27 protein-coding genes and 1 tRNA gene are annotated in these 25,610 nt (G+C 60.2%); 12 read left to right on the top strand and 16 right to left on the bottom strand.

Annotated elements, in window-relative coordinates; all coding sequences use genetic code 11:
- Positions 1-4: 4 nt before the first annotated feature.
- Positions 5-598, top strand: coding sequence for a phenylacetic acid degradation protein PaaY (gene paaY, locus KQ940_RS04640; protein WP_217412186.1), 594 nt, complete (start codon positions 5-7; stop codon positions 596-598).
- Between the two features lie 119 nt (positions 599-717).
- On the opposite strand, the gene KQ940_RS04635 is transcribed toward paaY, so the two are convergent.
- From KQ940_RS04635 to KQ940_RS04625, 3 genes are all read right to left on the bottom strand, one after another.
- A complete protein-coding gene (locus KQ940_RS04635; RefSeq protein ID WP_217412184.1) occupies positions 718-1,041 on the bottom strand; it encodes an AzlD domain-containing protein in 324 nt (107 codons plus the stop codon).
- Positions 1,038-1,781 carry an AzlC family ABC transporter permease gene (locus tag KQ940_RS04630; RefSeq protein WP_217412182.1) on the bottom strand — a complete coding sequence of 248 codons (744 nt, stop codon included), beginning with the start codon at positions 1,779-1,781 and terminating at the stop codon, positions 1,038-1,040. The genes KQ940_RS04635 and KQ940_RS04630 overlap by 4 nt, the downstream gene beginning before the upstream one ends.
- Before the next feature lie 350 nt (positions 1,782-2,131).
- Positions 2,132-2,208: transfer RNA gene (locus KQ940_RS04625), tRNA-Met, on the bottom strand.
- A 201-nt stretch (positions 2,209-2,409) separates the two neighbouring features.
- On the opposite strand from KQ940_RS04625, the gene KQ940_RS04620 reads away from it, so the two are divergent.
- Complete coding sequence (locus KQ940_RS04620) at positions 2,410-3,279, top strand: DUF72 domain-containing protein (protein ID WP_217412180.1); 870 nt, start codon at positions 2,410-2,412, stop codon at positions 3,277-3,279.
- A 35-nt stretch (positions 3,280-3,314) separates the two neighbouring features.
- On the opposite strand, the gene apaG is transcribed toward KQ940_RS04620, so the two are convergent.
- Genes apaG through KQ940_RS04595 form a run of 5 tightly spaced genes read right to left on the bottom strand, consistent with a single transcriptional unit; the run spans position 3,315 to position 9,556 of the window.
- Positions 3,315-3,701, bottom strand: a complete 387-nt coding sequence (gene apaG, locus KQ940_RS04615) for a Co2+/Mg2+ efflux protein ApaG (RefSeq protein WP_217412178.1) — start codon at positions 3,699-3,701, stop codon at positions 3,315-3,317.
- 6 nt (positions 3,702-3,707) lie between these two features.
- Positions 3,708-4,523 (bottom strand): 16S rRNA (adenine(1518)-N(6)/adenine(1519)-N(6))-dimethyltransferase RsmA, encoded by an 816-nt coding sequence (gene rsmA / locus KQ940_RS04610; RefSeq protein WP_217412176.1) that lies wholly within the window; start codon positions 4,521-4,523, stop codon positions 3,708-3,710.
- Positions 4,523-5,527, bottom strand: coding sequence for a 4-hydroxythreonine-4-phosphate dehydrogenase PdxA (gene pdxA, locus KQ940_RS04605; RefSeq protein ID WP_217412174.1), 1,005 nt, complete (start codon positions 5,525-5,527; stop codon positions 4,523-4,525). The genes rsmA and pdxA overlap by 1 nt, the downstream gene beginning before the upstream one ends.
- A gap of 2 nt (positions 5,528-5,529) precedes the next feature.
- Positions 5,530-6,822, bottom strand: coding sequence for a peptidylprolyl isomerase (locus tag KQ940_RS04600; protein WP_217412172.1), 1,293 nt, complete (start codon positions 6,820-6,822; stop codon positions 5,530-5,532).
- Complete coding sequence (locus KQ940_RS04595; protein WP_217412170.1) at positions 6,809-9,556, bottom strand: LPS-assembly protein LptD; 2,748 nt, start codon at positions 9,554-9,556, stop codon at positions 6,809-6,811. The genes KQ940_RS04600 and KQ940_RS04595 overlap by 14 nt, the downstream gene beginning before the upstream one ends.
- A 202-nt stretch (positions 9,557-9,758) precedes the next feature.
- Here KQ940_RS04595 and KQ940_RS04590 point away from each other — a divergent pair, with 202 nt between their 5' ends.
- Genes KQ940_RS04590 through djlA form a run of 3 tightly spaced genes read left to right on the top strand, consistent with a single transcriptional unit; the run spans position 9,759 to position 12,313 of the window.
- A complete protein-coding gene (locus tag KQ940_RS04590; RefSeq protein ID WP_217412167.1) occupies positions 9,759-10,793 on the top strand; it encodes an aminoglycoside phosphotransferase family protein in 1,035 nt (344 codons plus the stop codon).
- Positions 10,794-10,796: 3 nt separating this feature from the next.
- A complete protein-coding gene (gene murU / locus KQ940_RS04585; RefSeq protein ID WP_217412165.1) occupies positions 10,797-11,483 on the top strand; it encodes an N-acetylmuramate alpha-1-phosphate uridylyltransferase MurU in 687 nt (228 codons plus the stop codon).
- A 2-nt stretch (positions 11,484-11,485) separates the two neighbouring features.
- Positions 11,486-12,313 (top strand): co-chaperone DjlA, encoded by an 828-nt coding sequence (gene djlA / locus KQ940_RS04580; protein WP_217412163.1) that lies wholly within the window; start codon positions 11,486-11,488, stop codon positions 12,311-12,313.
- On the opposite strand, the gene KQ940_RS04575 is transcribed toward djlA, so the two are convergent.
- Positions 12,314-13,375 carry a DUF3530 family protein gene (locus KQ940_RS04575; RefSeq protein WP_217412161.1) on the bottom strand — a complete coding sequence of 354 codons (1,062 nt, stop codon included), beginning with the start codon at positions 13,373-13,375 and terminating at the stop codon, positions 12,314-12,316.
- A 126-nt stretch (positions 13,376-13,501) separates the two neighbouring features.
- On the opposite strand from KQ940_RS04575, the gene rpe reads away from it, so the two are divergent.
- The gene (rpe, locus tag KQ940_RS04570; RefSeq protein ID WP_217412159.1) at positions 13,502-14,176 is read left to right on the top strand and encodes a ribulose-phosphate 3-epimerase; all 675 of its coding nucleotides are present in this window, start codon (positions 13,502-13,504) and stop codon (positions 14,174-14,176) included.
- Positions 14,173-14,856: a phosphoglycolate phosphatase gene (locus KQ940_RS04565; RefSeq protein WP_343222612.1), complete on the top strand. Its 684-nt coding sequence runs from the start codon at positions 14,173-14,175 to the stop codon at positions 14,854-14,856. The genes rpe and KQ940_RS04565 overlap by 4 nt, the downstream gene beginning before the upstream one ends.
- On the opposite strand, the gene nhaR is transcribed toward KQ940_RS04565, so the two are convergent.
- The 7 genes from nhaR to gatC form a co-directional block, all read right to left on the bottom strand.
- Positions 14,839-15,747 (bottom strand): transcriptional activator NhaR, encoded by a 909-nt coding sequence (nhaR, locus tag KQ940_RS04560; RefSeq protein ID WP_246589712.1) that lies wholly within the window; start codon positions 15,745-15,747, stop codon positions 14,839-14,841. The genes KQ940_RS04565 and nhaR overlap by 18 nt on opposite strands.
- A 322-nt stretch (positions 15,748-16,069) precedes the next feature.
- A complete protein-coding gene (gene bfr / locus KQ940_RS04555) occupies positions 16,070-16,537 on the bottom strand; it encodes a bacterioferritin (protein ID WP_217412157.1) in 468 nt (155 codons plus the stop codon).
- A 3-nt stretch (positions 16,538-16,540) separates the two neighbouring features.
- The gene (gene bfr, locus KQ940_RS04550; protein ID WP_217412155.1) at positions 16,541-17,014 is read right to left on the bottom strand and encodes a bacterioferritin; all 474 of its coding nucleotides are present in this window, start codon (positions 17,012-17,014) and stop codon (positions 16,541-16,543) included.
- Positions 17,015-17,118: 104 nt separating this feature from the next.
- On the bottom strand, positions 17,119-17,313 hold the full coding sequence (locus KQ940_RS04545) for a (2Fe-2S)-binding protein (RefSeq protein WP_217412153.1): 195 nt from the start codon (positions 17,311-17,313) through the stop codon (positions 17,119-17,121).
- Positions 17,314-17,639: 326 nt separating this feature from the next.
- Positions 17,640-19,094 carry an Asp-tRNA(Asn)/Glu-tRNA(Gln) amidotransferase subunit GatB gene (gene gatB / locus KQ940_RS04540; RefSeq protein ID WP_217412151.1) on the bottom strand — a complete coding sequence of 485 codons (1,455 nt, stop codon included), beginning with the start codon at positions 19,092-19,094 and terminating at the stop codon, positions 17,640-17,642.
- A gap of 13 nt (positions 19,095-19,107) precedes the next feature.
- On the bottom strand, positions 19,108-20,559 hold the full coding sequence (gene gatA, locus KQ940_RS04535) for an Asp-tRNA(Asn)/Glu-tRNA(Gln) amidotransferase subunit GatA (RefSeq protein WP_217412149.1): 1,452 nt from the start codon (positions 20,557-20,559) through the stop codon (positions 19,108-19,110).
- Positions 20,560-20,589: 30 nt separating this feature from the next.
- On the bottom strand, positions 20,590-20,877 hold the full coding sequence (gatC, locus tag KQ940_RS04530; protein ID WP_217412147.1) for an Asp-tRNA(Asn)/Glu-tRNA(Gln) amidotransferase subunit GatC: 288 nt from the start codon (positions 20,875-20,877) through the stop codon (positions 20,590-20,592).
- Positions 20,878-21,063: 186 nt separating this feature from the next.
- Here gatC and KQ940_RS04525 point away from each other — a divergent pair, with 186 nt between their 5' ends.
- From KQ940_RS04525 to rng, 5 genes are all read left to right on the top strand, one after another.
- Positions 21,064-22,101, top strand: coding sequence for a rod shape-determining protein (locus tag KQ940_RS04525; RefSeq protein ID WP_188745692.1), 1,038 nt, complete (start codon positions 21,064-21,066; stop codon positions 22,099-22,101).
- A gap of 66 nt (positions 22,102-22,167) precedes the next feature.
- Positions 22,168-23,022 (top strand): rod shape-determining protein MreC, encoded by an 855-nt coding sequence (gene mreC / locus KQ940_RS04520; RefSeq protein ID WP_343222614.1) that lies wholly within the window; start codon positions 22,168-22,170, stop codon positions 23,020-23,022.
- A complete protein-coding gene (mreD, locus tag KQ940_RS04515; RefSeq protein WP_217412143.1) occupies positions 23,015-23,503 on the top strand; it encodes a rod shape-determining protein MreD in 489 nt (162 codons plus the stop codon). Before mreC ends, mreD begins: the two co-directional genes overlap by 8 nt.
- A 14-nt stretch (positions 23,504-23,517) precedes the next feature.
- A complete protein-coding gene (locus KQ940_RS04510; RefSeq protein WP_217412141.1) occupies positions 23,518-24,114 on the top strand; it encodes a Maf family protein in 597 nt (198 codons plus the stop codon).
- A gap of 15 nt (positions 24,115-24,129) precedes the next feature.
- A complete protein-coding gene (gene rng / locus KQ940_RS04505; RefSeq protein WP_217412139.1) occupies positions 24,130-25,602 on the top strand; it encodes a ribonuclease G in 1,473 nt (490 codons plus the stop codon).
- The last annotated feature ends 8 nt before the right edge of the window (positions 25,603-25,610 follow it).

Below are 25,610 nucleotides of genomic sequence, written 5' to 3'. Positions count from 1 at the left end.
AGCCATGCCCGTATATCGAATCGAAGGTGTTATCCCGGTCATCGACCCCAGTGCCTATGTGCACCCGACGGCGGTATTGATCGGTGACGTCATCGTCGGTCCCGGCTGTTATGTCGGACCCAATGCCAGCCTGCGTGGCGACTTCGGTCGCCTGATCCTGGAGCGCGGTTCCAATGTGCAGGATAACTGCGTCATGCACGGTTTCCCCGATACCGATACTGTGGTCGAAGAGGATGGCCATGTGGGGCACGGCGCGATACTGCACGGCTGCCGTGTCGGGCGCAATGCGCTGGTGGGAATGAACGCCGTGGTGATGGATGGTGCGGTAGTCGGCGCCGAGGCGATCGTTGCCGCCAACGCCTTCGTCAAGGCCGGGTTCGAGTGCCCGCCGCGCTCGCTGGTGGTGGGCTCGCCGGCCAAGGTGATGCGTGAACTGCGTGAGGATGAGGTGCAGTGGAAATCCCAGGGCACCGCGGAGTACCAGCTGCTGACCAGACGCTGCCTGGCTTCACTCGAGCCCTGTGAGCCTTTAACGGAGGTAGAGCCTGACCGGCCAAGGGTGATGGCCAGTGAGGTGAAGCCGAAGTATCAGTCCTAGCCTTAACTGCTTTTGGCACGATATCGCTACCCTGCCAGCAATTTGCTGATCCTTGCAACGCAGGGCTTCGAATACAGCCTCACACCGAAACGGGGTAGTGAGGCTGGCCCCTCTATTTTTTATAGAAACATATGTAGCAGCCATAGCGTGCCCATGCCGGCGGCGAGGGTTAACAGTGTGTTATGACTTTTCCAGGCGACAAGGGCGGCCACTGCGGCTGCAGGTATCCTGAGGTTATCGATCGTAAAACTGTGTTCGGTGCCGGTCAGGGTGACCGCCGGCAGGACCAGCGCCGCCAGCACGCTGGCGGGCACATAGGCCAGAGCCCGCTTGAATATGGGAGGGATATGCAGCCTCCCATGCAACCCGATAAAGGAGAACCTCAGGGCAAAGGTTCCTAGGCTTACTGCAACGAACAGCCCCCAGAGAGCGAGATCGCTCATGATGACTCCTTGTTATCTGCACTTGAGTTATCTGCACTCGAGTCGGCTTTGAGCTGCAACTGTTCAAGGGTGACTCCTGCGAGGATGCCGCAGATGGCGGCCAGCAGAAGCCCCAGGTTGTAGGGCGCATCAATAGCCAGCACCGCAACCAAGCCTCCGACACTGGCGGCGGCGAGGTGTGGCGAGTTTTTGATGGCGGGAACCAGGATCGCCAGAAAGGCCAGCGGTATCGCGAAGTCCAGTGACCAGCTGGCGGGGATACCTGTGCCGAGGACGATGCCCAGCATTACCGAGATAATCCAGGACAACCACATGGCGATTGCCGTGCCTGCGAAGAAGTAATGTACGTTCTTGCTCGCATCGGCGGCGGTGAACTTGAGGATGCTCAGTGCATAGGCCTGGTCCGAGAGCATGTAGGAAAGTGGCCACTTCCAGCGTCTGGGCAGTGAGTGCACATGGGGTGCGATCGATGCGCTGTACATCATGAAGCGCAGGTTGACCACCAGTACCGTGAACAGAATGACCAGCGGCAACACATCTTCTCGAAGCAGTTGCAGCGCTACCAACTGGGCCGAGCCGGCATAGAACAGCAGCGTCATCCCCATTGTGGTTAGCGGGGACAGGCCTTGCTCGGTTGCCGTGATACCGGTTACCAGACCAAACGGGATCACGCCGGGGATCAGCGGCAGTAGTGCCTGCACGCCGGATATAAAGGCTTGCTTTTCTTCAGGTTTTTTCATGCTGCTCTCTATCGCTTGTGCCCGCAAAATATTGTGAAACGGAAATTCCGATAGTAAGTGTGTCGCCCGGGGTTGAACAGCGAGAGATGGTCTGTCGCTGGCAGTGGCGCCTCAACGTTTGGTCGCGAGGGGGCGATCGATGATCTTTACCGGGGGCGGGCAGAGGGGCCGGCGTTCAACCATGTTCTTTCGGTAAAAAGGCAATCTGACTTTTTAAATTTTTTGGGGGGGCTGGGACAACGATCTTCGCTGCGGTTTATTCAGTACGAGCCAGGCGAGCTACCAGGCTGCTCCACCTGGCCTAAATAAAAAAAGCAGACCGCGTTTCCGCTAATCTGCTTTTCAAAATTTGGTAGCGGGGGCTGGATTTGAACCAACGACCTTCGGGTTATGAGCCCGACGAGCTACCAAGCTGCTCCACCCCGCATCAACGTGGGGCGTACTATACATAGCTGTTTTTCCGCTGTCAAATTAATAATTTGGCAAATGTTCCATCCACTCACTGCGCGTGGCGATGATTCATCTGCCTCGATGTCTGGGGTTGAGCTGGAGCGGGCGAATGGGTGATTTTTCGTACCCCGGTTGATAGGCTTGGCGATCACCTAATCACCGGTCAAAGCGAACTTCTGTGACATCAACCGTCGTGACGCCACCCGACTATTACATCGGCCTGCCACAGTGGAGTCATCCCGCCTGGCATGACACGCTCTTTGCCGGCCAGCAGGGGCTATCTGAGCTGAAGGGGTATTCGAACTGCTTCAATACGGTGGAGGGCAACACCACCTTCTACGGTTTGCCGTCACCCGAGGCGGTTGAGCGCTGGCGGGCGGAGAGTGGTAACCAGTTCAGGTTCAGCTTCAAGTTTCCGGGCGAGATCAGCCACAAGCGGGCGCTGTCCGGTGTCGATGAGTTGTTGCTGGACTTTCTGAAACGTTTGGCGCCGCTGGAGCACAAGCTCGGCATGCTGTGGTTGCAATTGCCGGCCGCCTTTTCGCCGCAACACCTGCCTGCTTTGGCGCACTTTCTCGCGCTGCTACCGGCCGGTTTCAGCTATGCCGTGGAGGTGCGCCACCCGGAGTTTTTCGGCAGCGGTCCGGCCGATCGGCAGTTGACCGAACTGCTCGCTGCCAACGGGGTGAACCGGGTCAGTTTCGATACGCGGTCCCTGTTCAGCCACCCCAGTTCGGATCCGGTGACTCAGGAGGCGTTCAAGGCCAAGCCGCGGTTGCCCCTGCGGCCGGTGGCCACAGCCGGGGCGCCGATGCTCAGGTTTATCTCGCCGCTGGATCGATCCTTGGCTGAGCAGGAGCTTGGATTCTGGGTGCAGTGTGTGACGAAGTGGATCGGACAGGGCCGCAAGCCCTGGCTGTTTTTCCACACCCCGGATAACGCTGAGGCACCGCTGTTGGCCAAGCGCTTTGTCGAGTTGTTGGGGGAGGGGTATCGGGGGCTGGTAGACTGGCCTGAACCCAAGCTGGTACAGACCGGACTGTTTTAACGATGATCGCCGGGCCGGTGTGAAGCGCTAAGCCACTAGTGCAGTGCGTTGGGCTGGGCCAGGGTAAAGGCGGGGATGGGGGCGATGAAGCGGTCTTCATCCTCCGTTTCCATCTCGTAATGGCCCTGCATACTGCCGACCTCAGTGGCCAGTACTGTTCCGCTGGTGTAGCTGAAGCTCTGGTCCGGCTCGATGACAGGCTGTTCGCCGACCACGCCCTCGCCTTTAACCTCCTGTACCTGTTCGTTACCGTCGGTGATGACCCAGCGGCGGCTGATCAGCTTGACCGGTTCGGGGTTATGGTTGGTTACCGTGATCTGGTATGAGAATACGAAACGGTGCGCCTCCGGATCCGATTGCTCGGGCAGATAGGAGGTTTGCACATCGATCTGTATGTTGCGGCCGTACTCAAAGGGGTCCATCGTGGTTCAGTTTTCCTCTTGCTGTCCGGCAGTGATAGCGTCGCTGATGCTGATGAACTCAGCCAGCGACAGGCGCTCGGGTCTTAACTGTGGGTCGATGCCCAGTGCTTCCAATGTGGCGGCATCGATCAGCGGTTTCAAGTTGTTGCGCAGGGTTTTTCTGCGCTGGCTGAAAGCGGTACGGACCACCTCCTGCAGCATATTCACGTCTTTGGCTACCATCGGCAACTGCTGGTAGGGCGTCAGCCGCACAATGGCAGAATCGACCTTCGGTGCCGGCTGGAAAGCGCCGGGCGGCACCAGGAACAGTTTCTCCACTTGGCAGTAATACTGCGCCATGATCCCCAGACGGCCGTAATGATTCTCTCCTGGCTGGGCTGCCAGCCGGTCGACCACCTCGTTCTGCAACATGAAATGCATATCGCTGATCAGGCCGGAGAAGCTGAGCAGGTGGAAGATCAGCGGTGTGGAGATGTTGTAGGGCAGGTTGCCGACGATACGCAGCGGGCGTTCATCCTGGCGCAGGCTGCTGAAGTCGAACTTCAGCGCGTCCGCTTCGTGGATGCGAAAGTTATCCTCGTAGCGGAAAAACTTGGTGCGCAGCACCGGGATCAGGTCGCGGTCCAGCTCCACCGCCTCCAGTGCACCCGCTTCCGTGAGTAGCTCTTCGGTCAGCGCGCCGAGACCGGGGCCGATCTCAACCAGGTGCTGACCGGGCTTGGGATTTATTTCACGCAGGATACGGCGGATGATGCCGGCGTCGTGCAGGAAGTTCTGACCAAAACGCTTGCGCGCCTTGTGCATAATCGGTTTTTTGCTCATTAGATCGCGCTGCTGCTCAGTTTGCTCAGTACCATGCTGCTAGCATAGTCGATAGCGGTGTGCAGGGAGCCGGAATCGGCCCTGCCGGTGGCGGCCAGGTCCAATGCCGTGCCGTGGTCGACGGAGGTGCGGATGATCGGCATCCCCAGGGTGATATTGACGGCGCGGCCGAAGCCCTTGTATTTCAGCACCGGCAGGCCCTGATCATGGTACATCGCCAGCACTGCATCGGCACCGGCCAGGTTATGTTCGGTGAACAGGGTGTCGGCGGGCAGGGGGCCGACCAGGTCGACCCCCGCGTTACGCATCTCGTCCAGTATGGGCGTAATGGTGTCGATCTCTTCCCGTCCAAGGTAGCCGCCCTCGCCGGCGTGAGGATTGAGGCCGCACACCAGAATGCGCGGCTTGGGCGCATTGAAGTAGGTTCTCAGATCGTCGATCAGGACCTGTAACACCTGTCTCAACAGGGGTTTAGTAATCGCGTCCGGTACCTTGGCCAGGGGCAGGTGGGTGGTCGCCAGTGCCACGCGCAGCCCCTCCGTGGCCAGCATCATCACTACCTTTTCGCTGCCGGTGAGCTGCTCGAGGAACTCGGTATGGCCGCTGAACGCGATGCCGGCCTGGTTGATCACGCCCTTGTGCACCGGGGCTGTGACCAGGGCATCGAAGCGTCCGTTCAGGCACCCCTTGGCAGCCAGTTCCAGGGTTTGCAGTACATAGCGGGCGTTGGCTGGATTCAGTACGCCGGGCTCTGCATCGGCGGACAGATGGACCGGCTCGATGTAGAGTTCACCGGGGGCAGTGGGCTGTGCCGGTGTGCTGTCGTCAAACTGACGCAGCACCAGTGGCAGGCCCAGCTGTCTGGCCCGGGTACGCATCAGCTCGGGATCGGCGATCACCACCAGCTGCTGAGGATGGCCCTGTTGGGCGATCTGGATGCAGAGGTCAGGACCGATACCGGCCGGCTCGCCGGGGGTAATAGCAAGTCGAAGAGTGCTGCCCACGCTTAGTTAGGTTCCTTGCGATCGATGTAGGCTTCGGAGCGGATCTCCCGCATCCAGTTGTCGAACTCCTCGCTGTACTTGCGCTTGCGGATCGCATTGCGTGCTGTGGTTTCGCGCATCTCGTCGGAGAAGTCCTGGGTGCGGCGGTCCTCGACCTTGAGAATGTGCCAACCGAAACGGGATTCGAACGGAGCGCTGATCTGTCCCTTGGCGGTGGAGTTCATCACCTGCTCGAACTCCGGCACCATCTGCCCGGCCTGGGTCCAGCCCAGTTCGCCACCCTGGGAGCCGCTGGCCGGATCGTCGCTGTACTGGCGTGCGAGTTCGGCGAAGGGTTGGCCATCCTGCAGTCGACGGTAGAGGTCTGCCGCCAGTTGGCGCGCCTGGCTGGAGTTGCGGATCTCGTTCGGTGAGATCAGGATATGGCTGACCTTGGTTTGCTCGATCAGGGTTTGCTGGTCGCCGCGCTTATCCCTGACCTGCAGGATATGGAAACCGGCAGGCGTGCGGATAGGTTTGCTGAACTGACCTGCTTGCAGGGAGCGGATTGCGCCTGCAAGTTCTGCGGGCAGCTCGTTCTCGGCACGCCAGCCCAGCTCGCCCCCGTTGAGGGCGTTGGAGGCATCGGAGTTGGCTACCGCCAGCTCACTGAACTGGGCACCCTCGCTAAGCTGCTGATAGAGCGCATCGGCTTCATCCTGTGCGCGCTGGATAATCTCCGGAGAGGCACTCTGGGGCACGGAGATCAGGATGTTGCTGAGCAGGTACTCCACGTTGCTGGAGGCCTGGTCGCTGGTCAGGTAGTGGTCGATCTCCTGCTGCGAGACGTTGATGCGGCGGTTGACGTTGGCCTGCTGGACGCGGGCCAGCAGCATCTCCTCGCGTATTTGCTCGCGTACCTGGGCATAGTCACGGCCCTCGGCGATCAGCGCTTCGCGGAACTGGGCCAGGGTAAGGTTGTTCTTGTCGGCGATGTTTTGCAGCGCTGCGTTGAGCTCCTGATCGCTGACGCGAATCCCTTGGCGCTTGGCAATCTGGAACTGAATGTGATCCATGATCAGCCGCTCGAGGACCTGTTTCCTCAGCACACTCTCCTGAGGTGCCTGGCTACCCTGGGCACGGATCTGCTCCAGTACCAGTTCGGTGCGGTTGTCCAGCTCGCTCTGCAACACAATATCGTCATTGACGACGGCGACGACCCGGTCGATCAGCTCGGCTGCCTGTGCCTGCTGAAAACAGAGCAGGGTGGCCAGCAGCGGTAGTGTGCGTCCAATTACACGCTTAAAAAGTCTCATGCGCATCCTCTTTCTCGCCAGTGATATCTTCGAGGAATCCGCGCCCGCCGTCCTGGCCGAAGGAGCCCAGGCCGCGCAGAACGAACTGCAGGAAGATACCCTTGTCGGTATCGCCATTGTTTGAGTTGTCGTTATCGGTTACCCACTTGCGCCCGGTCAGCCGTACTTTCCAGCAGCAGCTGACATACTCGACGCCGAGCAGGGTTTCGAGGTTTTCACTGCGCAACAGGTCCTCCTGCCAGCGACCGATGATGTTCCAGGTCGGTGCCAGGGGCCAGCGGACCGCAAAGTCGGTCTGACGAATCTCCTCGGTCGGATCGTCGAACCGGCTGCCGGAGTTGTCACGGTAGCTCAGGTACACCAGGCGGATATCGTCAGGTTGATAGGTGAGCCGGTAGTTCTGCCGCACCAATTCGAAATCCTGCTCGTCGAGCTCGCTGTCGTGGCGGAACTGCAGGCTGGGTGTGATGTTCCAGTTGGCCAGCAGCGCAAGGTTGGAGCGATCCTCGGTACCGTCCACGTCGCCGGGGCGCAGGCCGCTGGCCGGATCGCGATCGTCGAAGTAGTACGCCTGGGCGATCGCCAGGCGGGCCTGCTCGATACCCAGTGCGGAGTAGAAACCACTGCTCAGACCCAGCGTGACCTGATCGGTTCCGGCGACATTGTCGTTGCCGCTGTATCCGGTTTCGTGGAACAGGTTGTAGTAACTGAACTCCAGCCGGGAGGAGTCGAAGTCGGGCAGTTCGGCCTGATCCTCTTTGCCGGCACTGATCAGTTTGATACGCGGCTCCAGCGTCTGAGTCAGAGCATTGGAGTACTCGCGCTCAAATTTGAGGCCGCTGTCGAGGCTGAGTATCGGGGTGCTCAGGCTCGGGTTGGCGTTCCAGCCACTGGGCTGGTCGTTCAGATCATACCGGGAGTACCAGTAAGTGGCTCTGGGTTCCAGGTAGGCCCAGGGGCGTTCCCAGCGATAACTCAATGACGGCCGCAGGTGGGCTCGGGTGCCGGTAATACGCTCACGGCCGGTCAGCTCACCATTGTTGCGGTCAAATGCGGTGACGTCGGCCAGGTAATCCAAGGCGAGGTGCTGCTCCAGTGCCAGCTCCCGACCGCTGAATTGCAACTGCGGTACCCGTTCGTAGGGTTCGAGATCCTCATCGGTGGTCTGATACTGGTGTACGCGACCGACAAACTGCCAAGTATCGGCCTGGTAGCGCAGTTCGCCGATCTGGTCGAGATCGTCCTGGTTGGCGATTTCGAGATTGGTGGTGTCCAGGTCGTCGAGGTAGTCGTCGTCGCTGATGCGGCGGTAGTCGATCTTGCTGAACCAGCGCTCGGCCGGGTTGCCCATGTGGGTTGCACCCAGTGCCCAGCGACTGTCGCCATACTTGTCATCGTCGGCGATGTAGGCGGTACTCAGGGTGTTCATCGACCAACGGTTCATATAACGGAACTCGTTTTCGAGCACCAGGCCTCGTTCGCTTACGATGCGCGGTGTAAAGGTGTCATCGTAGTTCGGCGCCAGATTGAAGTAGTAGGGGGTGGCAATATCCAGCCCATCGCTGTCCGAATAGCCCAGTTTCGGATATAGAAAACCCGAGCGCCGATTGTCGTTGATCGGGAAGTAGAAGTAGGGCAGGTAGAGCACCGGTACATCGGCCACCTCAAAGGTGGCGTTATAGGCTTCGCCATAGCCTTCGTCGGTGTGGATCTCCAGGGAGTCGGCAGCGATCGCCCAGGTGTTGTTACCCGGTTCGCAGAAGGTGATCCGGCCTTCGGTCATCTCCACCCGGGCATCGCCAAAGCGTTCGATCCGCTGTGCTTCGCCACGCATATGCTCTTGGTGCATGACGTATTCGGCGTTGTGGAAGCCGGCATTGCCCTCAGTCAGATCCGCTTCGGCACTGTCCGCGATCAGCAGCAGGCCCTGTTCGCGGTAGCGTACGTTGCCGTTGAGTGTCGCGCGGCGGGCTTCCGGGTCATACTCGGCCTGATCGCTGCTGAGCAGGCGACCGCCCTGGCGCATGTTGATGCCGCCTTCGAGCTGGGTGACCCCGCCGAGTACGGTGGAGGAGCGCAGGGCCTCAAGGAAGATCGTCTGCTGCTCTGACTGGGACATGGCACGGTTCAGGTCCATGTCCGGCTCGCGATACTCGCCAGGACAGGCGCCGCCATAGGCCGCTTCACCCGGTGAATAGGTGTACCAGTCGAGGTCGGTATACAGCTGCGGCACACTGCGCACCACGGCCGGGGTTCCCATGCCGGCGGCAGTGGCGGCTTGGTAGCGGCTGTTTTGCTGGCACTGCCACTGCCCGTTCAGGGCGCTGCACTCGAACTGATTGTTGGCCGCCAGGTTGTCGCTCTGTACGACCTGCTCCGCCTTGTCGACGGCCTGCCCGGATTGCTCCTCAGTGCGGGCTTGGACGATGGGCGTTGCGGAAACGGCGATCGCCTCCGGTGCCGGTTGAACCTCGGCGGTTTCGGCAGGCGTTGGCTGTTCTGCATCGCGGCTGGGCGCCGTCTCGGAAACAGGGTTTGTCTGTGGCTGTGTGGATCTGCTCGGCTGCTGCGTTTCACGCATCAGCTGTTCATTGACTTCACAGTCCCATTCACCGGCGCTGTTCAGGTTGCAATTCCACAGGCGCTGGTCATCTTCAGCCATAACCTGTGTGGCACTGATGGCTGCGGCGATGGCAAGCACCAGCTTAAAAGAGTGGGCTCTGTTAAAGGGCATCAAGTCGCTTTCCGTTTGCGCGAGTAAGGCGGCCTGTTTCTCGCCACCCTCGAAGTCGAGTACCATATCGAGCTGTGCATGATACAGCTGTTACGGGCGCTAATGCCAGACCTCATCAGGCTTGGAACGAGGTGCCCGCAACCTGGATCACAACGTAAAACTCGCGAGGCGGTTCGCGAGGTAGAGGGGGATACAAAGATCGATGGGTGAACGTCTTCGACAGCTGCAGGGCTGGGTTGCGGAACAGGCGGAGCGAAACGGGCTGGATCTTGCCAGCGAAACCTTGCGGCCGGTCTCCGGCGATGCCAGTTTCAGGCGCTACTTTCGCGCCGATGGCGAGCAGCAGAGCTGGATCGCGGTGGATGCGCCACCGGAGAAGGAGGACAGCCGGCCGTTCGTTGCAATTGCGACGCACTGGCATGAGGCGGGCGTTCGCGTCCCCAGGTTGCTTGCCCTGGATCTTGATCAGGGGTTCATGTTGCTGGAGGACTTCGGCGATCGACTGATGTTGCCGGCACTGGATGCACAGAGCGTCGGCCGCTTGTATGGGCAGGCTTTCACGGCACTCGAAGCGATCCAGTCGATCCCCCATGATCCTTTGCCTGCCTACGACGAGGTGCTGCTGCGCCGTGAGATGGCGCTGTTTGATGAGTGGTTTGTCGGGCGGATGCTGCAGCTCGAATTATCAACAGCCGAGCAACAGATTCTCGAACAGGCCAGGCAGGTGCTGGTGGCGAATGCGCTGGAGCAGGCGCAGGTCAGTGTGCATCGCGATTATCACTCGCGTAACTTGATGCTGCTCGAGGGCGACGAGTTGGGTGTGATCGACTTTCAGGATGCGGTAGCGGGCCCCATCACCTACGACCTGGTATCCCTGCTCAGGGACAGCTATGTGCGTTGGCCGGATCCCCAGGTTGCCCGGTGGGTCGAGGAGTACCGCCTTCGCCTGGCGGCGAATGACCAAGCGCCGACGTCTGAAGCGTTTCTGAAACAGTTCGACCTGATGGGAATGCAGCGTCAACTTAAAGTGCTCGGCATCTTCTCCCGACTTTATCTGCGCGATGGCAAGGCCGGCTATCTCCAGGATATGCCGCGCACCCTGGGTTACCTGTATCGGGCGGCAGGGCGATACTCATCGACGACCGGGCTGCAGCGGTTGCTAGCCGAACGCGTGGTGCCAGCGATGACGGCTCACCCGCTGTTTCAACAGATGGATCTGGCGCAGGAGTTGATCTGACCCATGCGTGCGATGATTCTGGCGGCGGGTTTGGGTACACGAATGCGCCCGTTAACCCTGAGCCGCCCCAAACCTCTGCTCAAGGCCGGGGGCAAGGCGCTGATCGAATACCATATCGAACGTTTGGCCCGTATCGGGGTTGAGCGCATCGTGATCAACCATGCCTGGCTCGGGGAGCAGATTGAGGCCGAGCTCGGCGATGGAGAGCGTTTCGGCGTGCCGCTGTTCTATTCGGCGGAAACGGAGCCGCTGGAGACCGCCGGTGGCATTCGCCGGGCGCTGCCGATGCTGGCGGATGATGAGGATGAGAGTTTTCTGGTCATCAACGGCGACGTCTATACGGAGCTGAGCGACGATACGCTTTCGGCGCTGTCGTTGTCCCCGAAACGGCAGGCGCACCTGCTGCTGGTCGATAACCCGCCCTGGCACCCGAACGGGGATTTCCATCTGCAGGGCGAAAAGGTCTCTGCTGAGGGGGCTCCACGCTTGACCTTTGCCGGCATCAGCCTGTTGCGAGCCTCGATGTTCACGGATTTGACACCGGGGCAGCCTGCTGCCTTGGCGCCTATGCTGCGCGAGGCGATGGCAGTGAATGCGGTTGGTGGCAGTAAAATCGAGGCCTTTTGGGACGATATCGGTACCCCCGAGCGTCTCTCTGCGCTCGATCAACGTTTAAGAGGAGAGTGTTAGTCATGGCAGGAGCCGAATCCTTCGGGCAAGCACTGTATCGCCATCGGGCCGGACTGGGCATAGGGGCCCTGATCGGCCTTTTCACGGGCGGTATCGTCGGTCTGCTATTGGGCAGTGCATTGGGTTTTTGGATCGACCGTGCGCTGCGTACCGGTGTATCCAAGTACAACCCGCAACAGCTGTTTTTCCGTGCCACCTTCACCGTGATGGGTAAGCTGGCCAAGGCCGATGGCCGGGTGTCGGAGACCGAGATCAGTTTCGCCCGCGAGGTGATGGCGCGGATGAATCTGAGCGAGGAGAAGCGGCGCGAGGCGATCGAGTGCTTCTCCGAGGGTAAGCAGGCCGAATTCGATGTCGCCAGCGTGCTGCTGCCGTTGGGGGCGTTGTTGCGTCACCGAAGTGCAGTGAAGCTGATGTTCGTCGAGATTCAGCTGCAGGCGGCGATGGCCGACGGCGAGGTCAGCCCGGCGGAGCAGACGCTACTGTCCGAGATCTGCCGGTTGCTGCAGTTTACGCCGCAGGAGGCGCAGGCGCTGCTCAATCGTATTCGTGCGGAGCAGGCGTTCCGCGAGCAGTCTTACCGCGCACACCAGGATCCGCAGCAGTTCTCGGGCGCCTCTCTGGAGCAGGCTTATGGCGTGCTGGGTGTTGAATCCAGCGCCTCGGATGCCGAGGTGAAAAAGGCCTGGCGGCGGCTGATGAGTCAGCATCATCCCGACAAGCTGGTGGCCAAGGGGTTGCCGGAGGAGATGATTCAGTTGGCCAAGGAGCAGACCCAGGAGATTCAGGCCGCCTACGATCTGATTCGAAAGTCTCGCGGCATGCGCTGATTACCGGACGGTGCCGGGTTTGGTTTGGTTTGGCTCCGTGGGCAGTGCGTATTTCTCCAGCGCTCTGGCCTGTTCAAGCGGCTCGACGATCTGACTCTTGATCACCCCTCTGACGGTCTGCGTCAGCCAGGGCATCTGTGGTTGCCAGCCGGTAAACGGTGGTGCGATTTTGGCCTGTCGGTAACGCTCCATTTTGGCGCGTTGCGCTTGCGCCTTGCGTATTCGTGCAGCCGATGCTGCCGCCGGATACCCGGGTAGAGGCGCATGGTAGAGATCCAGTACACGGGTCGAGCCCAGCGGTTCCCAGAGCTCCGACAGCATCGGGGCGTTCGGTTGTGTGTCGGCCAGCGGGTCGAGCAGAATCAGACTGGCATCCAGCTCCGGGTGCGCGGTAATGTACGCGGCACTCCAGCTGGCGGCGCGGCCGAATGCGAGCAGTATATGGGACTGGTTTTCCTGCTGAGGCAGTTGTTCCAGTGCGAGCGCTATGCGCTCGTTGAAGCGTTCGGCGAAGGGGGCGGGAGGATTGGTGTCGTCATCCGCCGAGGCCGGGACGGCGCCGCTGCTCGCTGGCGAGGGCGGGGTATTGGCGGTAGGCTCGGACGCCTGGGAAAAACTTTTCATTACCGGTAGTGAGCGCTCCGGCAGCGTCGGCAGGTCGGGCTGCGGGGGCTCCAGGGCCAGTGTCAACCAACCGTGTCTGGCCAGATCGAAGCGCAGCGCCTCAACCTGTTGTGTCCACGCTTCGCCCATTCCTGGATCCGGTAGCAGCAGTATCCATCCCCAGGGTTCGGCGCGCTCGGCCTCCTGGCGCAGAGCGTGAAAGCGCTGGCCGCCGGTCTCCATGGTCAGAACACTGGTATCGGCCGGTAACTGCCGGCCAAGTTTTTCGTCGAGTGGCGGATTCCCCGCTTCACCGCGCTGCAGATCGTAAAGTGCGCCCATATCGGTTGCGGGGGCTGGAGCGTCGGTTGCTGTCGGCTGCTCTTGCGCCATGGCGAGAGCAGGCAGACTTATGAGCGCCACCAGCAGCAGGGTGTTTAACGAAATGGGATAGGTCATGGCGGGATTATCGATGGCGTAACGGTCTGCCGCAAGGGGGACGTTAATCGACGCAATGGCTGATAACCTTGGCCGGCTTTTGTACAATGGCGCTCCTGAACTCAAAGCCATGCGGTGTATTGCGCGATGACCGACTACAAGATTGCCCCCTCCATTCTCTCAGCCGACTTTGCCCGCCTGGGTGAGGAGGTCGATGCGGTGCTCGAAGCCGGTGCCGATATTGTCCATTTCGACGTGATGGATAACCACTATGTTCCCAACCTGACCATCGGACCGATGGTGTGCAAGGCGCTGCGTAATTACGGTATCCAGGCTCCGATTGATGTGCATCTGATGGTCAAGCCCGTGGATCGAATGATTGGCGATTTTATCGAGGCGGGGGCGACCTATATCACCTTCCATCCGGAGGCCTCCGATCACATCGATCGCTCGTTGCAGATGATTCGCGAGGGCGGCTGCAGGGCGGGACTGGTGCTCAACCCGGCTACACCTCTGCACTACCTGGATCACGTCATGGACAAGCTGGATATGATTCTGCTGATGTCGGTAAACCCGGGCTTTGGCGGGCAGAAGTTCATTCCGTCGACCCTGGGCAAGCTGAAGCAGGTGCGTAAGCTGATCGACGAAAGCGGGTATGCGGTGCGTCTTGAGGTCGATGGTGGTGTAGGTATAGGCAATATTCGCGAGATTGCACAAGCGGGGGCGGATACCTTCGTTGCCGGATCGGCGATCTTCAATACCGACGATTACCGTGCCACGATTCAGCAGATGCGGGCTGAGCTGGCGCAGGTTGGCCAGTGAGCCGGTTGGAGCACCCCGCGCTCGTTATGTTCGATCTGGATGGCACGCTGGTCGATAGTGTGCCGGATCTTGCGCGTGCGGTGGATCAGATGCTGGGTGCGTTGGGGCGTGTTGCTGCAGGTGAGGAGAAGGTTCGTCACTGGGTCGGCAACGGTGCGGCGATGCTGGTGCGCAGGGCGCTGGCGGATGCGGTTGAGGCGCAGGCCGATGCCGAGCACGAGGAGATCTTCCCGGTTGCGCAGGAGCTGTTCATGGCCGCCTACGCCCAGTCCAATGGGCGAACCAGTCGCCTCTATCCCGGTGTGGACACTCTGCTTGAGTACTACCGCGCTGAAGGGGTGCCGATGGCGCTGGTAACCAATAAGCCTGGCAGTTTTACCCACAGTCTGCTCGATCAGCTGCAGCTGTCGCAGTATTTCCCGGTTGTGGTCGCCGGTGATACTCTGGCACAGAAAAAGCCCTCTCCGGCACCGCTGCTGCACGCCTGTGACCGAGTCGGTACAGTGCCTGGTCGAGCCCTGATGATCGGTGACTCCCGTGTGGATGTGGAAGCGGCGCGTGCTGCCGGCTGTCCGGTAATCTGCGTGAGTTACGGATACAACCAGGGTGAGACTATCCATGCGGCGGGTGCTGACAGGGTGGTCGATTCGTTGGCTGAGCTGCTAGCTGTCAACGCTTAGCAGCTCCCGCGCCCGATGGGTGATCGCCTGCACGCCGGGGTGGCGGATCTGCCGCTCCAGTGAGATGGCGTAGTAGCGTTCGCGTATCCCCTCCAGCCGCCCGATCAGTTCCACCCCGTGTTGGCGCTGAATTTCAGCCTCCAGTACCGATGGGCCGCAGAACAGTCCGATTCCCGCCTGGCCGAAGGTGTCGATCAGGGCGCTGTCGACGCACTCGACCTGAACCTGCGGCGTTATCTGGCGCGCGCGGAACCATTTCATGATGTTGGCGCCTGCTACTGTATCGTCGGTGGGGAGGAGCAGTGGTGCGCCGTCCAGTCCCTCGGGGAATCGGTCAAGGTAACGGCAGGCCAGGGCAGGGCTGGCGAACATGCTGATCCCGGTTTCACCCAGCAGGTGGTTATAGGCGCGCACATGGGTGCCCGCGTCTATCGGCCGGTCGGCCAGGATCAGATCGACGCGGTTGGCGATCAGCTCGCCGAGCAGGGACTCCATCGAACCCTCGCGACACTCAAGTCGCAGCGGTTCGTCCAGCTCCAGTGCCGGCGCCAGCAGGCGGTAGGCGATGCTTTTGGGCACCACATCGGCAATACCGACGGCGCAGGAGCGCTGGATTGTATCGGCATGGTGCAGCTGTAGCTGCATCGCCTCGCCGAGGCTGAAGATCTCCTCCGCGTACTCCAGTGCCTGGCGTCCGGCATCGGTGAGCTCCAGCCGTCGGCCGCTGCGCTCAAACAGACTGATATCCAGCATATCTTCCAGTGTCTTGAGCTGTCCGGAGATGGTTTGCGGTGTCAGGTTCAGCCGCTCGCTGGCGCGGGCGATGCTGCCCTCCTGAGCTACGACCATGAAGTAGCGCAGGTGGCGGAAGTTCAGGTTGTGTATTTTCATTCGAAATTATCGATCATCCATCAAATTAAATTCGAATTTTATATAGGATTTGAATCACTATACTGGATCTTGCTCATGCAGTCTCTCCCCGAGACTGGATTGTTCTGTTCCTGGTATGTGGACGGACATCGGCTTTATCACACACAGTTTTACCCCGCCTCGGCGGGGTTTTTTTATGTACAGGATGTACGGTACCCCGCGGGCGCAGGGATGCGCAGGAGCGGGGCAGGTAGATGTACGGTACCCCGCGGACCTGCAGCCAGGAACTGAAAAAGGCAGCCCTCGAGAGCTGCCTTTTCGATGTGAACTTGCCGGTGCGGGCTTAGATCTGCGATTGCAGATAGTTTTTCAGACCAACCTTGTCGATCAGGCCCAGCTGTTTCTCCAGCCAGTAGGCGTGATCCTCCTCGGTGTCTTCGAGCTGCCGGCGCAGCATCTCGCGGGTCTGGTAGTCCTGCTCATCTTCGCAGAGCTTGATCACCGCCTTCAGGTTTTTGGCCACGCTGTACTCGGTATTGAGATCGTTTTGCAGCATCTCCGGTACATCCTTGCCGATATGGATCGGCTCTCGGGTTACCATATCCGGCGTACCTTCGAGGAACAGGATACGGGAGATGATCGCCTTGGCGTGACCCTTCTCGTCGTCAAACTCGTGGGCGATGCGTTCGTATAGCTTGGTCAGGCCCCAGTCGTCATACATCTCGGAGTGGATGAAGTACTGGTCCATCGCTGCCAGCTCCCCGGCCAGCAGCTTGTTCAGTGCGTCGATGACTTTCTTGTTACCCTTCATCGTTTACTCCTTCTCAATAGCAGACTGCAGATAGTTTTCGATACCGCTCTCGGCGATCAGATACTGCTGCGCCTCGATCCAGTCTACATGTTCCTCCTCATGTTCGAGGATCTCGGTCAGTATATGGCGGCTGACATAATCGCCGGCGGTTTCGCACTCGGCGATCACCTCGCGCAGCAGCGCGATCTGCTCCAGCTCCATCTCCAGGTCGCACTGCAGCATCTCCACGGTATTCTCGCCGATACGCAGGCGCTCGAGCTGCTGCAGGTTGGGCAAACCCTCCAGAAACAGGATGCGCTCGATCAGCTCGTCCGCCTGCTTCATATCGAGGATCGATTTCTTGTAGGCCTTCTGATTCAGCTTTTCCAGTCCCCAGTTCTTGTACATGCGGGCATGGAGGAAGTACTGGTTGATGGAGGTCAGCTCGAAGGTGAGCACCTTGTTCAGTCGACGGACAAGCGACTTGTCACCTTGCATGGAAAGCTCCTTTTAGCGTCGAGATAGGTGGGTCTGGGCGGAACGCGGCCCTAATGGAGGAGTATAGCCTAAATGAAGGGGGGGTAGGCGGTGAAGGCGCGGATCTAAGCGGGTATCGCCAGCTGGTCTATCCTTGCGATCTGCTCTCGCTTGATCATCTCGCGTGCGGTGCAGGTACACTTACCGCATTCGCTGCCCACACCCAGTTCACGATTCAGATCCCGCACGCTACGGGCGCCCTCGTCGATCGCCTGCTTAACGTCACGTTCGGTGATGTTGTTACAGATGCATACGTACATGACGTCCTCCTTTTGGCTAGGGAGTTTAATACTGTTGGTAATGATAATGGTTAACATTAAGGTTTTGCAAGTCTTTGGTCGCGGCTCTCGCTTTCAGCTTGGTTTAATTCACACCGGTGGATGATGGGGGGGTGATAGATCAAACCGTTGAGGAGTTGATGATGAAGATTGTCCAGATTGCAGGCGTGGTAGCCCTGCTGCCGGTGATCGCTCTGGGGGGGCGGTACTGGGTATGGCCGCCGGATTTGGCTACCTGATCGACTATTTGGCAGCTGGGGTGGCAAGAAAGCGGACAGGCCCGTGAGAGGGCCTGTCGCAGAGGGTGCTTAGTCGCAGAGTGCGTCCAGTTTCTGTTTCAGAATGCCGGTGACGGCACCCGGGTTGGCCTTGCCGCCGGTGGCTTTCATTACCTGACCCATGAAGAAACCGAGCATCTTGCCGCGCTTCTCCGGCTCGGCGGCCTTGTACTGCTCGACCTGCTTGTCGGCGTTGGCGATCACCTCGTCGACGATCTGCTCGATCGCGCCGGTGTCGGTGACCTGCTTAAGCCCTTCGGCTTCGATGATCTCGTCGGCACTGCCGCCCCTGCTCCACATCAGCTCGAACACCTTCTTGGCGATATTGCCGGAGATGGTGTTGTCCTTGATGCGAACGAGTAGACCGCCGAGCTGTTCGGCGGAGACCGGGCTGTCCTTGATGTCGGTATCGCTCTGGTTGAGGAATTTGGCCAGTTCGCCCATCACCCAGTTAGCGGCCAGCTTGGCATCACCGCAGGCGTTGACCACCTGCTCGTAGTAATCGGCCTGGGCGCGATAAGCGGAGAGCACGCCGGCGTCGTATTCGGACAGGCCGTACTCGTCGATAAAGCGGGCGCGGCGGGCATCCGGCAGCTCCGGCAGGGTGGCGCGGATCGCCTCGATGTAGCTGTCGTCGATCACCACCGGCAGCAGGTCGGGGCAGGGGAAGTAACGGTAGTCGTTGGCATCCTCTTTCGAGCGCATGCTGCGGGTTTCGTTCCTGTCCGGATCGTACAGCCGGGTCTCCTGTACCACTTTGCCGCCATCTTCGATCAGGTCGATCTGGCGGGCCACTTCGGTGTCGATGGCGCGCTCGATGAAGCGGAAGGAGTTGATGTTCTTCAACTCGGTACGGGTACCGAACGCCTCCTGACCCTTGGGACGCACGGAGACGTTGCAGTCGCAACGCATGGAGCCTTCCGCCATGTTGCCGTCGCAGATCCCCAGCGTGGTGACGATGGCGTGGATCTTGCGGGCGTAGGCGGCGGCTTCCTTGGAGGAGCGCATATCCGGCTCGGAGACGATCTCCACCAGCGGGGTGCCGGCGCGGTTCAGGTCGATGCCGGACATACCGTGGAAGTCCTCATGCAGCGACTTGCCGGCATCCTCCTCCAGGTGGGCGTGGTGGATCCGCACGCGGCGTTTAACGCCCTCGTCGGTCTCGATATCCACATGGCCAGGGCCGACGATCGGCTCGGCCAGCTGGGTGGTCTGGTAGCCCTTGGGCAGATCGGGGTAGAAGTAGTTCTTGCGCTCGAATACCGAACGCTTGCCGATCTCGGCATCCACTGCCAGACCGAACATTACCGCCATGCGCAGTGCATTCTCGTTGAATACCGGCAGGGTACCGGGCAGCGCGAGATCAACCGCGCAGGCCTGGGTGTTGGGCTCGGCACCGAAGGCGGTGCTGGCGCCGGAGAAAATCTTGGTGGTGGTGGAGAGCTGGACGTGGATCTCCAGCCCGATGACAACTTCCCATTCCATCGTAGTAAACCTCTCAGATGCCAGCCGGTGCCTGTTGGTGGTGGTCAGTTACCTGCTGGAACTGATGTGCGATATTCAGCAGCTTGGCTTCGGCGAAGTAGTCGCCGATGATCTGCAGACCGACCGGTAATCCGTCGACCTGGCCGCAGGGCACGGACATGCCGGGCAGGCCCGCCAGGTTCAGCGACAGGGTGAAGATATCCTCCATGTACATGCTGACCGGGTCGTTGTTCTTCTCGCCGATGCGGAAGGCCGGGTGCGGCGTGGTCGGGCCCATGATCACGTCAACATCCTCCAGTACACGGACAAAGTCCTGCTGGATCAGGCGGCGGATCTGCTGTGCCTTATTGTAGTAGGCATCGTAGTAACCGGCGCAGAGCGCATAGGTGCCGACCATGATGCGGCGCTTGACCTCTGCGCCGAACCCTTCGCCGCGGCTGCGCTTGTACATATCCTCGAGATCCTTGGGGTTCTCGCAGCGGTAGCCGTAACGTACGCCGTCGAAGCGCGACAGGTTGGAGGAGGCTTCGGCCGGGGCGATGATGTAGTAGGCCGGGATCGACAGTTCGGTACGCGGCAGGCTCACCTCTTTCACGGTGGCGCCCAATTTTTCGAACTCGGCAACCGCGGCTTGCACGCGCTCGGCGATCTGCGGATCCAGTGCGTCGCTGAAGTACTCCGTCGGCAGGCCGATCTTCAATCCGGCCAGCGGCTCATTCAGCGTGGCGGTGTAGTCCGGCACTTCACGGTCAAGGCAGGTGGAGTCCATCGGGTCGAAGCCGGCCATGACGTTGAGCATCATGGCGCAGTCTTCCGCCGTGCGCGCCATCGGGCCGCCCTGATCCAGCGAAGAGGCGTAGGCGATCATGCCGTAGCGGGACACGCGGCCGTAAGTGGGCTTGATGCCGGTAATGCCGCACAGCGCCGCCGGTTGGCGGATCGAACCGCCGGTATCGGAGCCGGTGGCAGCCGGGGTCAGGCGCGCGGCAACGGCTGCGCCGGAACCACCGGAGGAGCCTCCGGGCACGCAGTCGGTGTTCCAGGGGTTACGCGCCGGGCCGTAGAAGCTCGATTCGTTGGAGGAGCCCATGGCGAACTCGTCCATGTTGGTTTTGCCCAGCATCACCGCGCCGGCCTGCTTGAAGCGGGCGACCACGGTGGCGTCGTAGGGAGAGGCGAAGTTGTCCAGCATCTTCGAGCCGCAGCTGGTACGTACGTCCTGGGTGCAGAACAGGTCCTTGTGTGCGATCGGCAGGCCGGTAAAGGCGCCGGCGTTACCGGCGGCGATGGCAGCGTCGGCCGCCTTGGCCTGTGCCAGTGCCTGCGCTTCGGTGACGGTGATGAAGCTGTTGAAACGGCCGTCTTCGGCCTTGATGCGCGCGAGATAGGCGCTGGTCAGTTCGACGCTGCTGAAGTCGCCCTTGCGCAGACCTTCAGCCAGTTCGGCCAGTGTCTTGTCAAACATGGGTAAGCATTCCTTGAATTGGGGCGAGGGTTACTCGATCACTTTCGGGACCAGGAACAGCCCCTTCTCAACAGCGGGGGCGACCGCCTGCAGCTGCTCGCGCTGATTGCTTTCGCTGACCACATCATCGCGCAGACGCAACACGGCATCGAGCGGGTTGGCCAGAGGCTCTACGCCGGCAGTATCGGTTTGCTGCATCTGGTCGATCAGATTGAGGATGCTGGAAAGATTTTCGGTGTAGGACGGGATGTCGCTTTCGTCTATCTGCAGGCGCGCCAGATGGGCGATACGTTCCACGTCGGATCGGTCCAGAGACATAAGTCCGCTTCTCGCTATTTGCTCATTCGGGAAAGAGTTTGAGGCGGGCTAACTTACCATATTTGTTCCTTGCCCAAAATCCCCGCCGTTGTTAGAGTTATCGCCTTTCAGGACTTGTGGTCAGATAAGTCGCCCGTCTGTGGACGGCGCACCGGCCCGCAGATAACCTCAGGGTATCCACTTCTCATGTTCAAGAAAATCCGCGGCATTTTCTCCAGCGACCTGTCGATCGACCTGGGTACTGCTAATACCCTTATATACGTACGTGACCGGGATATCGTGCTTAACGAGCCCTCGGTGGTGGCGATTCGCGTCAACGGTAACCAGAAGTCGGTGGCGGCTGTGGGTACCGATGCAAAACGGATGCTGGGCCGGACGCCGGGCAACATCACCGCAATCCGGCCGATGAAGGATGGCGTTATCGCTGACTTCCACGTCACCGAAAAGATGCTGCAGTACTTTATCAGCAAGGTGCACGACAACTCCTTCCTGAAACCGAGTCCGCGTGTGCTGGTCTGTGTGCCCTGCAAGTCGACTCAGGTTGAGCGGCGCGCGATCAAGGAGTCGGCGATCGGTGCCGGTGCCCGTGAGGTGTATCTGATCGAGGAGCCGATGGCTGCCGCGATCGGTGCCGGCATGCCGGTGGACGAAGCGAGCGGGTCGATGGTCGTGGATATCGGCGGTGGCACCACCGAGATCGCGGTAATCTCGTTGAACGGTATCGTCTACGCGGAGTCTGTACGTGTCGGCGGTGACCGTTTCGATGAAGCGATCGTGACCTATGTGCGCCGCAACTACGGTAGCCTGATCGGTGAGGCCACGGCCGAGCGGATCAAGCAGGAGATCGGCACCGCCTATCCCGGCAATGAGGTGTTCGAGATCGACGTACGTGGCCGCAACCTGGCCGAGGGGATTCCGCGCAGCTTTACCCTGAACAGTAACGAGATTCTCGAAGCGCTGCAGGAGCCGCTGTCGTCGATCGTGCAGGCGGTCAAGAGCGCGCTGGAGCAGTGTCCGCCGGAGTTGGCGGCCGATATCGCCGAGCACGGCATCGTGCTGACTGGCGGTGGCGCGCTGCTGCGCAATATCGATCGGCTGATCAGCGAAGAAACCGGTCTGCCGGTAATCGTGGCCGAAGATCCGCTGACCTGTGTGGCCCGTGGCGGCGGCAAGGCGCTGGAGATGCTCGACAAGCATGCGTTTGAACTGCTGACCTACGAATAGATAATGGCCTGTTTCGGATCTCCGGTGTCCCAGGGGCACCGGTGACGGAGAAACTGGAGATCTGTTATTAAAACGATATTCCGAGGGGGGGCGCCAGGTGCGCTCTTCGTCGTTCTGATATTGATGGCGCTGCTGCTGATCATCTCCGATCTGAACTGGACGAAGATGAAGGAGGGGCGTGCCTATCTGTCTCTGGTGACCACGCCGCTGCAGTGGTTGGTCGACCTGCCTGCACGCGCCGCGGATAATCTCTCCGGCGTGGTGGTCAGTCGCGCCACCTTGCTCAGTGACAACGAGCGGCTGAGATCGGAAGCGCTGATACTTGAGCGCAAGGTACAGCAGAACGCTGCACTGATCGCCGAAAATATCCGCTTGCGCGAGTTGCTGGGAGCAGCGAAACGGGTAGAGGAACCGGTGAAACTGGCCGAGTTGATCGGTGTGAACCCGGATCCGTTTCAGCACGAGGTGATCATCAACCGCGGCTCCGAGGATGGCGTGTACGAAGGTCAGCCGGCGCTGGATGCCGGTGGCATCATGGGCCAGGTGGTGACGCTCTCTCATTACACCGCCAGGGTGATGCTGGTGACCGATGCCCGTGCGGCGCTGCCGGTGGAGATCAATCGCAACGGTTTTCGCGCCATCGTCCTGGGTAAGGGGGATCTGCAGGAGCTTGAACTCGAACATGTGGCCGATACGGCCGACGTACGTGTCGGCGATCTGCTGGTGACCTCCGGCCTCGCCGGCCGTTTTCCGCGCGGTTACCCGGTGGCAGAGGTTACCGAGGTGATACGCGATCCCGGACGTCAGTTCGTTCAGGTAAAGGCACGCCCCTCTGCACGTCTGGATAAGAGCCGTCACCTGCTGCTGGTCGATCACTACCGCTCCCCCGTCCAGCTGCCTGCGGAGGCGGTTGATGAGTGAGGAGCGCGCCGGTGGCGGGCTGATCATTCTGGGTACCTTCATCGTCGGTCTGGTGCTCAGCCAGATACCGATGCCGGACTTCATGACCTGGGCTCGTCCCGAGTGGGTGGTACTGGTGTTGATCTACTGGGTCATGGCGCTGCCCTATCGCATAGGCATCGGCACCGCTTTCCTGCTTGGGCTGGCGATGGACCTGGTGCGTGGTAGCGTACTGGGCTTGAATGCGCTGTCGATGACGATCATTGCGTTTTTTGTGCTGATACTCTACAAACGCATGCGCATGTTTCCGCTCTGGCAGCAGTCGAGCCTGATACTGGTTCTGGTTGGCATCAATCAGCTGTTGTTTCACTGGATGCAGGGGATCACCGGTACCACCAGTGACTCGCTACTGTTTCTGTTGCCGGCCGCGGTCAGCGCCCTGGTCTGGCCCTGGTTGTTCCTGTTGTTAAGAAGTATCCGACGTTTGTTCCGGATCCGCTGATACAAGGTTGGTCGATGCCTGCTCTGGTTCTTGCCTCCGCTTCCCCTCGTCGTCGTGAACTGTTAGAACAGATAGGGGTGCCGCATCGCGTAGTACCGGTGGATCTGTGCGAGGATCCGCATCCTGGCGAGTTACCCAAGGTCTATGTCGAACGTCTGGCGCGAGAGAAAGCGCAGGCGGGCTACCGTGCCGCTGGCGCCGAGGCTCCGGCACTGGGTTCCGATACGGCGGTAATCCTCGATGGCGATATCCTCGGCAAGCCGCGGGATGAGGCTGATGCCGTGAATATGTTGATGCGACTGTCCGGGCGATGTCACCTGGTGATGACTGCAGTTGCTGTCGCGGATGGGGAACGTTGTCTCTGCGAAACCGTCATAACTGAAGTCAGCTTCGTGTTATTCGACGAGTCCCGTGCCCGCGCCTACTGGGCCAGCGGTGAGCCGGCGGACAAGGCCGGTGCGTACGGTATTCAGGGGCTTGGCGGGGTATTCGTGGAGTCGATCAACGGCAGCTACTCTGCCGTAGTTGGCCTGCCTCTGGCGCAGACGGCAGCCCTGTTGAGAGAGTTTAATATCGAGGTTTGGCAACGGCTGCCGGACCTCAGTGCCTGATGTAAGGAAATCGGCATGGCGGAAGAGATTCTGATCAACTTTACACCGATGGAAACGCGGGTCGCGGTGATCGAAAACGGCATGCCGCAGGAGATCTACGTCGAACGCGACAAGCGTCGGGGTATTGTTGGCAATATCTATAAGGGCAAGGTGGTGCGTGTACTGCCCGGGATGCAGGCGGCGTTTGTCGATATAGGCCTGGAGCGGGCCGCTTTTATCCATGTCGACGAGGTCGTCGATCATAACCAGCCCCCCGAAACGCGTGCCAATCTGTCGATCGCTCAGGTGCTGAGAGAGGGGCAGTCGCTGCTGGTGCAGGTCACCAAGGATCCAATCGGGACCAAGGGCGCCCGATTGACGACACACCTGTCGATCCCCTCGCGGTACCTGGTATTGATGCCGGGGAGTTCCCATATCGGCGTTTCTCAGCGGATAGAGGACCCGGAGGAGCGTGAACGTCTGCGTACGCTGATCCAGAAGCTCACCACCGGAGAGGACCAGGAAGCGCCCGCACATGGCTTTATCCTGCGCACCGTGGCGGAGCAGGTCAGCGAGTCCGAGCTGGGGGCGGATATCCAGTTTTTGATTCGCCTTTGGGATTCAATCCAGGGGCGTATCGCCAAGGTGACGGCGCCGGCAGCCGTCTACGAGGATCTGCCGCTGAACATGCGCGCACTGCGCGATATGGCCCACGCTGGAGTTGAGCGGATCCGGATCGATTCACGCGAGACCTTTCAGAAGGCGATCGACTTCTCGCGCTCACTGGTACCGGAGATCGAGGCAAAGCTGGAGTACTACCCGGGCGAACGTCCCATCTTCGACCTGTTCAATGTGGAGGAGGAGATCCAGAAAGCGCTGGGCCGCAAGGTGGAGCTGAAATCCGGCGGCTACCTGATATTCGACCAGACCGAGGCGATGACCACGGTGGATGTGAATACCGGCGCGTTTGTCGGCCATCGCAATCTCGAAGAGACGATCTTCAAGACCAACCTCGAGGCCGCCACCGCAATCGGCCGTCAACTGCGTCTGCGTAACCTGGGCGGCATCATTATCATTGATTTCATCGATATGGAGGATGTGGACCACCAGCGGCAGGTGCTGCGTACGCTGGAACGGGTACTGGAGAAGGATTATGCCAAGTGCAAGGTTACCGGCGTCTCCGAACTCGGCCTGGTCGAGATGACCCGCAAGCGTACCCGTGAAAGCCTTGAGCAGGTGCTCTGCGAGCCCTGTCAGCAGTGCGAGGGGCGTGGCTCCATCCGTACTCCGGAAACGGTGTGCTATGAGATCTTCCGCGAGATCCTGCGTCAGCACCGCGCCTACGATACCGACTCCTACCTGGTGTTGGCCAACCAGCGGGTGGTCGACTACCTGCTCGATGACGCCTCCGACCACGTGGCCGAGCTTGAGGTGTTCATCGGCAAGACGATCCGCTTCCAGGTGGAACCCATGTATAACCCCGAACATTTCGATGTCGTCCTGCGCTAAGGATCGCG

Source organism: Marinobacterium ramblicola (genome assembly GCF_019084545.1).
GTDB lineage: Bacteria > Pseudomonadota > Gammaproteobacteria > Pseudomonadales > Balneatricaceae > Marinobacterium_D > Marinobacterium_D ramblicola.
The sequence above is the reverse complement of the archived record's forward strand: the minus strand, read 5'-3'. Positions and strand labels throughout refer to the sequence as shown.

Bases quoted from the DNA above. Each gene is read 5' to 3' on its own strand.
- KQ940_RS04590 (WP_217412167.1), top strand. From the start codon at position 9,759: ATGGGTGAACGTCTTCGACAGCTGCAGGGCTGGGTTGCGGAACAGGCG.
- KQ940_RS04575 (WP_217412161.1), bottom strand. From the start codon at position 13,375: ATGACCTATCCCATTTCGTTAAACACCCTGCTGCTGGTGGCGCTCATA.
- KQ940_RS04635 (WP_217412184.1), bottom strand. From the start codon at position 1,041: ATGAGCGATCTCGCTCTCTGGGGGCTGTTCGTTGCAGTAAGCCTAGGA.
- gatB (WP_217412151.1), bottom strand. From the start codon at position 19,094: ATGGAATGGGAAGTTGTCATCGGGCTGGAGATCCACGTCCAGCTCTCC.
- KQ940_RS04630 (WP_217412182.1), bottom strand. From the start codon at position 1,781: ATGAAAAAACCTGAAGAAAAGCAAGCCTTTATATCCGGCGTGCAGGCA.
- KQ940_RS04525 (WP_188745692.1), top strand. From the start codon at position 21,064: ATGTTCAAGAAAATCCGCGGCATTTTCTCCAGCGACCTGTCGATCGAC.
- mreD (WP_217412143.1), top strand. From the start codon at position 23,015: ATGAGTGAGGAGCGCGCCGGTGGCGGGCTGATCATTCTGGGTACCTTC.
- rng (WP_217412139.1), top strand. From the start codon at position 24,130: ATGGCGGAAGAGATTCTGATCAACTTTACACCGATGGAAACGCGGGTC.
- gatC (WP_217412147.1), bottom strand. From the start codon at position 20,877: ATGTCTCTGGACCGATCCGACGTGGAACGTATCGCCCATCTGGCGCGC.
- gatA (WP_217412149.1), bottom strand. From the start codon at position 20,559: ATGTTTGACAAGACACTGGCCGAACTGGCTGAAGGTCTGCGCAAGGGC.
- KQ940_RS04595 (WP_217412170.1), bottom strand. From the start codon at position 9,556: ATGCCCTTTAACAGAGCCCACTCTTTTAAGCTGGTGCTTGCCATCGCC.
- KQ940_RS04545 (WP_217412153.1), bottom strand. From the start codon at position 17,313: ATGTACGTATGCATCTGTAACAACATCACCGAACGTGACGTTAAGCAG.
- KQ940_RS04600 (WP_217412172.1), bottom strand. From the start codon at position 6,822: ATGAGACTTTTTAAGCGTGTAATTGGACGCACACTACCGCTGCTGGCC.
- rsmA (WP_217412176.1), bottom strand. From the start codon at position 4,523: ATGAGCAAAAAACCGATTATGCACAAGGCGCGCAAGCGTTTTGGTCAG.
- murU (WP_217412165.1), top strand. From the start codon at position 10,797: ATGCGTGCGATGATTCTGGCGGCGGGTTTGGGTACACGAATGCGCCCG.
- rpe (WP_217412159.1), top strand. From the start codon at position 13,502: ATGACCGACTACAAGATTGCCCCCTCCATTCTCTCAGCCGACTTTGCC.
- bfr (WP_217412157.1), bottom strand. From the start codon at position 16,537: ATGAAGGGTAACAAGAAAGTCATCGACGCACTGAACAAGCTGCTGGCC.
- nhaR (WP_246589712.1), bottom strand. From the start codon at position 15,747: ATGAAAATACACAACCTGAACTTCCGCCACCTGCGCTACTTCATGGTC.
- paaY (WP_217412186.1), top strand. From the start codon at position 5: ATGCCCGTATATCGAATCGAAGGTGTTATCCCGGTCATCGACCCCAGT.
- bfr (WP_217412155.1), bottom strand. From the start codon at position 17,014: ATGCAAGGTGACAAGTCGCTTGTCCGTCGACTGAACAAGGTGCTCACC.
- djlA (WP_217412163.1), top strand. From the start codon at position 11,486: ATGGCAGGAGCCGAATCCTTCGGGCAAGCACTGTATCGCCATCGGGCC.
- KQ940_RS04510 (WP_217412141.1), top strand. From the start codon at position 23,518: ATGCCTGCTCTGGTTCTTGCCTCCGCTTCCCCTCGTCGTCGTGAACTG.
- apaG (WP_217412178.1), bottom strand. From the start codon at position 3,701: ATGGACCCCTTTGAGTACGGCCGCAACATACAGATCGATGTGCAAACC.